Below are 7,304 nucleotides of genomic sequence, written 5' to 3'. Positions count from 1 at the left end.
GTGCATTGCCCGTCGGCTCACGGCTTCTCCCTCTGGCCACACTATTTGGCTGTGGATCCCTTGTAATGTCTTGTTGGGACTTAGAATCAAACCATTGACATATCGACTGACGTGGTTAAATCCCTCTTCGCGACAAAACACGCTGCGATATGCCTGCATCCCTTTAGCTATGGTTGGTGCTACTCCTACCAGCCTGAAAAAAGGTAATAACATTGGCAAAACAAGGCTTTTTCGTCGTTTATTCCTTCATCTTAGCCTTTTGTTGCCCTTTTTAGACCTTACCTGCTTAACCTTCCAAGTCGTGTAGTAGAAGCTGGAACGAGCAATCCCTAGCAATTGGCATTGCCGCACCATACTCAGTTCACAATGGTCAGACACTACCAGGGCTTTGCGTTCTTCAACCCCAACTGTGCTGACCTGTTGGCTAAAAAATCCCGTTCTACCTTCAACTGTCCGATCTGACGATATAACTCGTCAATCTCGGCTTGTTGGCTCTCATCAGCTTTATGCGCCCCACTACTTTTCTCAAACAGGCTAATGGCTTCATCCAGCAACTGTCGTTTCCAGTTGTTAATCAGCGTTGCATGAACTTCATACTGACTTACCAATTCCGAGATGGTCTTCTCGCCCCGAATCGCTTCCAGGGCAACTTTCGCTTTGAATTGCGGATTGTACTGCTTGCGTTTGTTACTCATGAACTACTCCTATCATTATTTTGTGTGGTTCAGAGCTTAACCCCCTGTCCAGTTTTTGGGGTCCACCTCATGTTGTCACGGGCACAATCTCCTATGTTTCAACAAGACGGATGCGAAGTCCTACAACCCCTTGAGCGTGTAGCAGAATGACTACTTGCTCATGGGTGTAGTTCTTGCGGTTGACTTTGTAGTGCCATGCGGTTGTGGCGATGGTATTGTTGCTGATGTGGTCGTAAACCGACTGCCATCTCTGGGCAAGCGATCGCTCTCCCTCACCCATCCAGTCCTCGATATGCCGCATCTTGAAGACACGGTCTAAGTCCCTCACTTCTCCACTACTGGGCATTCTGTAGGAAAGTCCGCGTGGTACAACTTCTACAGGGAAATCAGATTCGGAGGGATAAAGTAAGCCAGATAAAAGCGATCGCAAGGTTGAAAGAAACTCAGCGTAGGTCATGAATCTCCTCCTTAACCAACACCGCTACCACCAGGGATTGCCACGTTAAAGTTGCCGACGGTAGTGGACGATAGGAAATTGCCCATCAAGTCCGAAACTTACGCCTCTAATAGATCGATCTGGTATTGACCGTTAGCGGTGAAGTCCCACACGCCACCAGGAGCGCCGACGGCATAGGTAACGATCCGTCCTTTCTTGTCGGCAGTAGCTTTGGTTCTTGTGGCTCTGGCAAGTTGGTTGAAACCATTGGGGCCAGTCACGCGCACATCGAGTTCGCCGAGTTCGCTGTTCTTGCCGCCGATGGTAGAGGCTTTGATGCCGATATCGTCGCTGAACTGGACGGTGAAGTAATAGGGTTTGTCGCCAGGGGCGATGATGTCCGATACGGCAACAGGTGTAACGCTTGGACTCGATGTATCGAGGGGAACGGCTTCGACACGCTCTTTGAAAGCTTTATCGATTTTGAAGGACGCTGACCAGCGGGCAGGGATATTAAACGGTTCGCCTGTAGCAGGACTTGTCCCCGTGCGCGGAGCGTTAGGGCGCATGGCAAATGTGCCGAAGCCTTGCAGTTCCACTGGTTGATTTGATGTCACCACCGAGATGATTTTTTCGAGCGTGACTTTGAGGAAGCGATCGGCATCGTAACCGCCAATCTGAAGTTCCTGAGCGATCGCATTGGCTAGTTCGAGTTGATTCATGGATGTCTCCTGAAGTTTCTCTGTGTTTATCGTTTCGATTACAGAGACAGCTTAGGGTAAGAGACATTGAGTCACTAGAAAGAGTGTAATAACAGATGCAATAGCTCAGAAATAGCGGTCTAGTAGATCGGCTCCGCGATCGCCCATTTCTTGCAACATCAATTGCATCAGTCGTAGTGCCATTGGCGATGGCTGGGTTTTGCTATTCTCCCAGCGATTTACCGAAACGAAAGTAACCCCCAACTCAGCGGCAAATTGTTCCTGGGTCAGTCCCAATCGAAAGCGTAGTTCGCGCACCAGGGTGGCTAACGTTATATTCTGTTCAATTAGCATGGGTCGATCGCTGGAAAATCTTCTGTTATCTATTGTGTCAGAAGTAAAGGGGAATGGTAATACCGTTTGCAGTGTAGGCGTTGGGTTCACCGATCGGGCGGCGGAACGCATTCGGCACGAAATCGTGCTTATCTACCTCGGCAATTATGTTAATCTAGGCTTGGATCTCACGTGTCTTGGAGTGCCGTACCATGACTGTTTCTGGCGAACTCAAGCTAACCCCCACAATTGAATATTTGGAAGAGGACTTTGAGCCGATGGCTGAAGGTGATAAACAGAGGCGTAATCTGAGCTATACGACAGAGGCACTCAGGCTTTGGTTCGAGCCTCGACAGGATGTTTACGTGTCTGGGAATCTATTCATTTTCTATGAAGAGAATAATCCCGATAAGAAGATCGCACCGGATACGTTTGTCGTATTTGGCATGAGTAGTGCAGATCGCCGCAGCTATAAGCTGTGGGAAGAAGGCGGCAAGGTTCCTGATTTTGTCTTAGAGATTACCTCGAAGGGAACGGTGCGCAAAGACCGGGATGAGAATCCGTTAATTTACCGGACTCTGGGAGTCAAGGAATATTTTCAGTTCGATCCATCTGGGGACTATTTAAAACCGCAGCCTTTGCAGGGAGTGCGTCTGGAGCAAGGCAAATATGGGGCGATCGCTCCGTCTATTTTGCCAGATGGTGTGTTGTCATTGCATAGTGAGGTATTAGGTTTAGACCTACGTTTATATCCAAATAAAAGGTTTCGCTTCTTTGACCCCATCTCTAATGAAATTTTACGTTCTTATGAGGAGGCAGAACAAGAGCGATCGCTTGAAAAACAAGCTAGATTAGAAGCTGAGGCGATCGCCGATCAAGAACGTTTGATCGCCATCCAAGAACGTCAGGAAAAATTACAAGAACGTCAAGAAAAATTACAAGAACGTCAAGAAAAGGAAAAACTAGCAGCATACCTCAGATCGCTTGGGATTAATCCTGATGACATTTAACGGCGATCGCTGGTTTCAAGCAAATCAGTAAGTTTGGGAAATCTGCGATCGCTCTGCACTGAAACAGTAATGCGATCGCTTCGGTGATATTCCTGAATAAATACTGCGGCGATCGCTATTCCCAAAAAGTTTGGGAGCATCTCAACTTTGCACTGAGTAATAATGCTTAATATAGATGGGTAGCCAAAAGGGGGAAGAAATCAGAAGATAGGAATACGAGAAACCAACCCCAAGGAGAGCAACCATGACTCCAGAGCAGGAAAAAGAAATGCAAGCGCACGTTCAAGCTATTGCCGCCATCCTTTATCAGAATACACCATCGGAACAACTAACCAGCTTGGAAGGGATCGAAATCGCTGTGCGGCAGCAAATCCTCGAACATGTCAGCCCAGAAATAGGGAGTTTTTTATCCGCACAGTTACGGGCACAGAAGCAGGACGCCGCAGGCGAGTGCAAAGCAGCATCGGACAGCTCCACCTCACGCAAAAGCAAGCGCAGAAGCTCAAAGTAGCCCCCTATAGCCAGGTGAGCCCGTATGTGGAAAGATGTAGCCTGATCTTGAGTGCGAATGTATCCTACGAACAAGCCGCCAAAGACTTAGCCATGTTGATGGGAGTGCAAATATCGCGCAGTACACAACAGCGCCTGGTGCATCGCCATGAATTTAGCCCCCTAGAGGTAGAAGAGTCGGTCGAGGAATTAAGTGTCGATGGAGGCAGAATCAGACTGCGCACGCCACTTGGACAGCCAAGTGAGTGGAAGGACTATAAAGCTGTGAACTTGCATGGACAAGCCATATTTGCCACATTTCAAGATAACATTGCCTTAACAGACTGGGTAAATCGACAGCCTTTAGCAGATATGGTTACCTGTATTGGGGATGGACATGATGGGATTTGGAATATTATTGCCCAGATCTCTATACCTGATAGTCGCTATGAAATCTTGGACTGGTTCCATTTGGTGGAAAACCTGCATAAAATTGAGGCTACAGCTCAACTTTTGACTGGGGTCGAAGCTTTTTTGTGGCGGGGTAATGTGACTGCAGCTATTGCTGAGCTCAATCACTTAGCTAGTCCTCAGAGCATCAATTTTATTGCTTATCTGCACAAGCATCGCCATCGTATTCCTGATTATTGGTATTTCCAAACCGAGCAGATTTGCTCTATTGGTTCTGGCGCAGTGGAATCTGCTGTTAAGCAAATCGCTAGACGCATCAAAATCTCTGGCGCTCAATGGAACCGTGATAATGTGCCACAAGTCCTCAAACACCGTTCTGCTTACCTTAATGGCTCTCTTAACCTTGCCTTGCAAAACTGAGATGCTCCCTTTTAATCTTAGCATTAATGATAAATCCTTACACTATAGGAAGTTTTAGTATTTCCATTTGTGTTGTGCTGAAGTGGTTACGGGTGGGAGGTTGCTTTGGCTGAGGTCTTTGATTGGTTATGGCAATTGGCATTATGAAGTGGCCCCAATCGCCTGAACAACTTTGAGGGATCTCTAAGCTCTGAGAAATTGAGATCTCTAATTTCCTCATCAAGTGGTTTTAGGAAATGATTCTCCAGTGGAGACACTACCTGAAAGCCTTTCCCAGTAAACAAGTTCTGGGGTGCGATAATTCAATGCTTGATGCGGACGCTCTTGATTATACCAATTAAACCATTTTCGTACTTCCTTATTCAAATGAATACCATCTTCGAAAGCGATTAAGTAAATCAACTCGTATTTCAGCGATCGCCACAACCGTTCGATAGACCTCTTGCAAATTAGCCAACTGAGGAGCCTTGAGAGCGTTCAAAATTGTAGAGACCAGCAATTAGATTGCAACGCAAACCAAAGCGGTGACGACGATTGCGATAGCGTCCAGATAAGATGCGGAAGATCTTCAAGCGGCGATTAACATGCTCAATGCCAACCCGTTGGCGCGCAAGTTGGCGGTTGAACGCTTTCTGCTCAGGCGTAAGCTGACCACCTTTCGGTTTCTTGTGGGGTAAGCGGCAGTAGAGATGCAGTTTCTGGATGCCTTGATAACCCTTGTCCTGCAAACTCTCGGTTTGAGGATGGAAATGGATGCCAGAAGCTTTGAACAGCTTGAAATCATGCCGTCGCCCCTTGCCGAAAAACGTACAGATAATCTGCCCAGTAAGAGCGTCAATTATGAGTTGACATTTGAGCGTGTGCCCTTTCTGTTTGCCGCTATAAAAGGCACGTTGGTGCCGCTTAGGACGCTCAATGCGAGTTTCAGTCACATCAACGATCGCGACTGTAGGTATCCCAAAGCCCCGCACCAACTGGCGCTTCCCAGGTAGTCGAAAGCGACGTGAGCGGATTAAAGTCTCCTCGGGTCGCCTCTTTACTAACCTTTTCCCTAAATTGTTGGCTCAATTTGCGATTAATCTCCTCCAGTAGCCCAGTTCTTTCCCACCTTTGCCAGTAGAAATAGACCGTTGAGTAAGGCGGAAAGTCATGGGGTAGATTCTGCCATGTACAACCATTTTTGAGTATATAGAAAATGGCATTCAGTAACTCTCGCATATTTGTTTTGGGTGGCCTACCCCATTTTGATGGTTTGGGTAGCATGGGTGCGATAATTTCCCATTCTTGGTTGGATAAATCGGTATTATAGGATCGGCGCATCTCTTCAGGTTTATACTAGACTTCATCAGTATTTATACCTGCTTTTGGTGCGCCTTTTACTTCCTAAATGGCTTCTAAAACTTAAACTATATTCCCAGTCAGCATAGACTATCCTTATCCCGTCTTTGCCAAAGCCTCCAGTACCAAAAACATGACAAAATTCCTTATAACCATCCGGTAGAGGCACACCTGTAAGTGCTTCAAATCTTTCAAATTTCTTCTTTTTTTGTATTGTCAACTCATTATTTTGACTCTCTAATATCCTCATATCCTTAACTTCAATTTCTTTGATTAATGTTTGCCACTGCTCAATGCTCATAGTAATCTTTCTTGTGGAATGTTGTTAATACGGGGAGAACTACGACTAGCTCCATTGCTATATGTTGCTTTACCTTGGTAAGCAACTGGTCTTAGAGGATGAATATGATTATCTCCATATTCTAACTTTACTTTGAGATGAAATATAGTCTCTTTAGGTTTCTCTTTTTTGAGACAATCACAGGCTCCAGGAAACAATCTAGCCCAATCTATAGAGAATCTATCTCTATCTAAAGATTCAGCATCCCGTGCAACATTGTCTTCAAAAGCAAACCATTCACCATGGAATCCATTTTGCACATATTAGACCTCTTGCAAATTAGCCAACTGAGGAGCCTTGAGAGCGTTCAAAATTGTAGAGACCAGCAATTAGATTGCAACGCAAACCAAAGCGGTGACGACGATTGCGATAGCGTCCAGATAAGATGCGGAAGATCTTCAAGCGGCGATTAACATGCTCAATGCCAACCCGTTGGCGCGCAAGTTGGCGGTTGAACGCTTTCTGCTCGGGCGTAAGCTGACCACCTTTCGGTTTCTTGTGGGGTAAGCGGCAGTAGAGATGCAGTTTCTGGATGCCTTGATAACCCTTGTCCTGCAAACTCTCGGTTTGAGGATGGAAATGGATGCCAGAAGCTTTGAACAGCTTGAAATCATGCCGTCGCCCCTTGCCGAAAAACGTACAGATAATCTGCCCAGTAAGAGCGTCAATTATGAGTTGACATTTGAGCGTGTGCCCTTTCTGTTTGCCGCTATAAAAGGCACGTTGGTGCCGCTTAGGACGCTCAATGCGAGTTTCAGTCACATCAACGTCGCGACTGTAGGTATCCCAAAGCCCCGCACCAACTGGCGCTTCCCAGGTAGTCGAAAGCGACGTGAGCGGATTAAAGTCTCCTCTACCCAATGCACTATTCGACAAACTGTAGACTCGCTGATGCCCCAACTAGTGGCGATGTGAAAGTAGGTGCGATATTCCCGCCAATACTCGAAGGCAACCAATATGCGGTCTTCTAGTCCGAGTTTAGGCTTGGCTCCAGGTGTTGGCGTTGCTCGCCACTCTGGTTTAAGCACTTTCACAATTGCTTTGAACGTATTAGTCTCGATACCAAATCGACGCTTAAAGTGTGCAGCAGGTAGGGTTTGCGCTATTATATAGTTCATCATCAGGACGCTT

At 46.6% G+C, this 7,304-nt stretch carries 12 protein-coding genes and 2 pseudogenes; 2 read left to right on the top strand and 12 right to left on the bottom strand.

Going from position 1 to position 7,304, the window contains the following annotated elements; genetic code table 11:
• The 5 genes and pseudogenes from PSE6802_RS33995 to PSE6802_RS0101685 all read right to left on the bottom strand — a co-directional run.
• A pseudogene (locus tag PSE6802_RS33995) lies at positions 1–213 on the bottom strand (hypothetical protein); the annotation flags it as partial.
• 164 nt (positions 214–377) lie between these two features.
• Positions 378–695, bottom strand: coding sequence for a transposase (locus PSE6802_RS0101700; protein ID WP_019498350.1), 318 nt, complete (start codon positions 693–695; stop codon positions 378–380).
• Positions 696–786: 91 nt separating this feature from the next.
• Positions 787–1,152: a hypothetical protein gene (locus tag PSE6802_RS0101695; RefSeq protein WP_019498349.1), complete on the bottom strand. Its 366-nt coding sequence runs from the start codon at positions 1,150–1,152 to the stop codon at positions 787–789.
• Positions 1,153–1,250: 98 nt separating this feature from the next.
• A complete protein-coding gene (locus PSE6802_RS30670) occupies positions 1,251–1,853 on the bottom strand; it encodes an HU family DNA-binding protein (protein WP_019498348.1) in 603 nt (200 codons plus the stop codon).
• A gap of 105 nt (positions 1,854–1,958) precedes the next feature.
• Positions 1,959–2,297, bottom strand: coding sequence for a helix-turn-helix domain-containing protein (locus tag PSE6802_RS0101685; protein WP_263970276.1), 339 nt, complete (start codon positions 2,295–2,297; stop codon positions 1,959–1,961).
• Between the two features lie 80 nt (positions 2,298–2,377).
• Between PSE6802_RS0101685 and PSE6802_RS0101680 the strand changes: the two genes are divergently transcribed.
• Entirely contained in the window at positions 2,378–3,175 is a 798-nt protein-coding gene (locus PSE6802_RS0101680) for a Uma2 family endonuclease (protein ID WP_019498346.1), read from the top strand.
• Here PSE6802_RS0101680 and PSE6802_RS33010 read toward each other — a convergent pair.
• A complete protein-coding gene (locus tag PSE6802_RS33010) occupies positions 3,172–3,315 on the bottom strand; it encodes a hypothetical protein (RefSeq protein WP_019498345.1) in 144 nt (47 codons plus the stop codon). The genes PSE6802_RS0101680 and PSE6802_RS33010 overlap by 4 nt on opposite strands.
• Before the next feature lie 104 nt (positions 3,316–3,419).
• Here PSE6802_RS33010 and PSE6802_RS0101665 point away from each other — a divergent pair.
• Positions 3,420–4,495 (top strand): ISKra4 family transposase gene (locus tag PSE6802_RS0101665; RefSeq protein WP_156815358.1). Its coding sequence is split into 2 segments (ribosomal slippage): positions 3,420–3,575 and positions 3,578–4,495, totalling 1,074 coding nucleotides; the frame shifts between segments, so codons are not numbered across the junction.
• A 219-nt stretch (positions 4,496–4,714) separates the two neighbouring features.
• Here PSE6802_RS0101665 and PSE6802_RS34595 read toward each other — a convergent pair.
• From PSE6802_RS34595 to PSE6802_RS27335, 6 genes and pseudogenes are all read right to left on the bottom strand, one after another.
• Positions 4,715–4,921 carry an integrase core domain-containing protein gene (locus tag PSE6802_RS34595; protein ID WP_071592249.1) on the bottom strand — a complete coding sequence of 69 codons (207 nt, stop codon included), beginning with the start codon at positions 4,919–4,921 and terminating at the stop codon, positions 4,715–4,717.
• Between the two features lie 23 nt (positions 4,922–4,944).
• Positions 4,945–5,535 (bottom strand): annotated as a pseudogene (locus PSE6802_RS27345) (transposase family protein); the annotation flags it as partial.
• Entirely contained in the window at positions 5,429–5,815 is a 387-nt protein-coding gene (locus PSE6802_RS27340; RefSeq protein WP_019498343.1) for a transposase, read from the bottom strand. The gene PSE6802_RS27340 and the pseudogene PSE6802_RS27345, both read right to left, overlap by 107 nt.
• 25 nt (positions 5,816–5,840) lie before the next feature.
• Positions 5,841–6,134, bottom strand: a complete 294-nt coding sequence (locus tag PSE6802_RS0101650; RefSeq protein ID WP_019498342.1) for a hypothetical protein — start codon at positions 6,132–6,134, stop codon at positions 5,841–5,843.
• Positions 6,131–6,433 carry a hypothetical protein gene (locus tag PSE6802_RS0101645; RefSeq protein ID WP_019498341.1) on the bottom strand — a complete coding sequence of 101 codons (303 nt, stop codon included), beginning with the start codon at positions 6,431–6,433 and terminating at the stop codon, positions 6,131–6,133. The genes PSE6802_RS0101650 and PSE6802_RS0101645 overlap by 4 nt, the downstream gene beginning before the upstream one ends.
• 19 nt (positions 6,434–6,452) lie before the next feature.
• A protein-coding gene (locus PSE6802_RS27335) for an IS5 family transposase (RefSeq protein ID WP_156815411.1) occupies positions 6,453–7,291 on the bottom strand; the annotation gives its coding sequence in 2 pieces (ribosomal slippage) (positions 6,453–6,943 and positions 6,943–7,291; 840 coding nt in all).
• Positions 7,292–7,304 lie beyond the last annotated feature (13 nt).

It is taken from the genome of Pseudanabaena sp. PCC 6802, assembly GCF_000332175.1.
Lineage (GTDB): Bacteria > Cyanobacteriota > Cyanobacteriia > Pseudanabaenales > Pseudanabaenaceae > PCC-6802.
The sequence above is the reverse complement of the archived record's forward strand: the minus strand, read 5'-3'. Positions and strand labels throughout refer to the sequence as shown.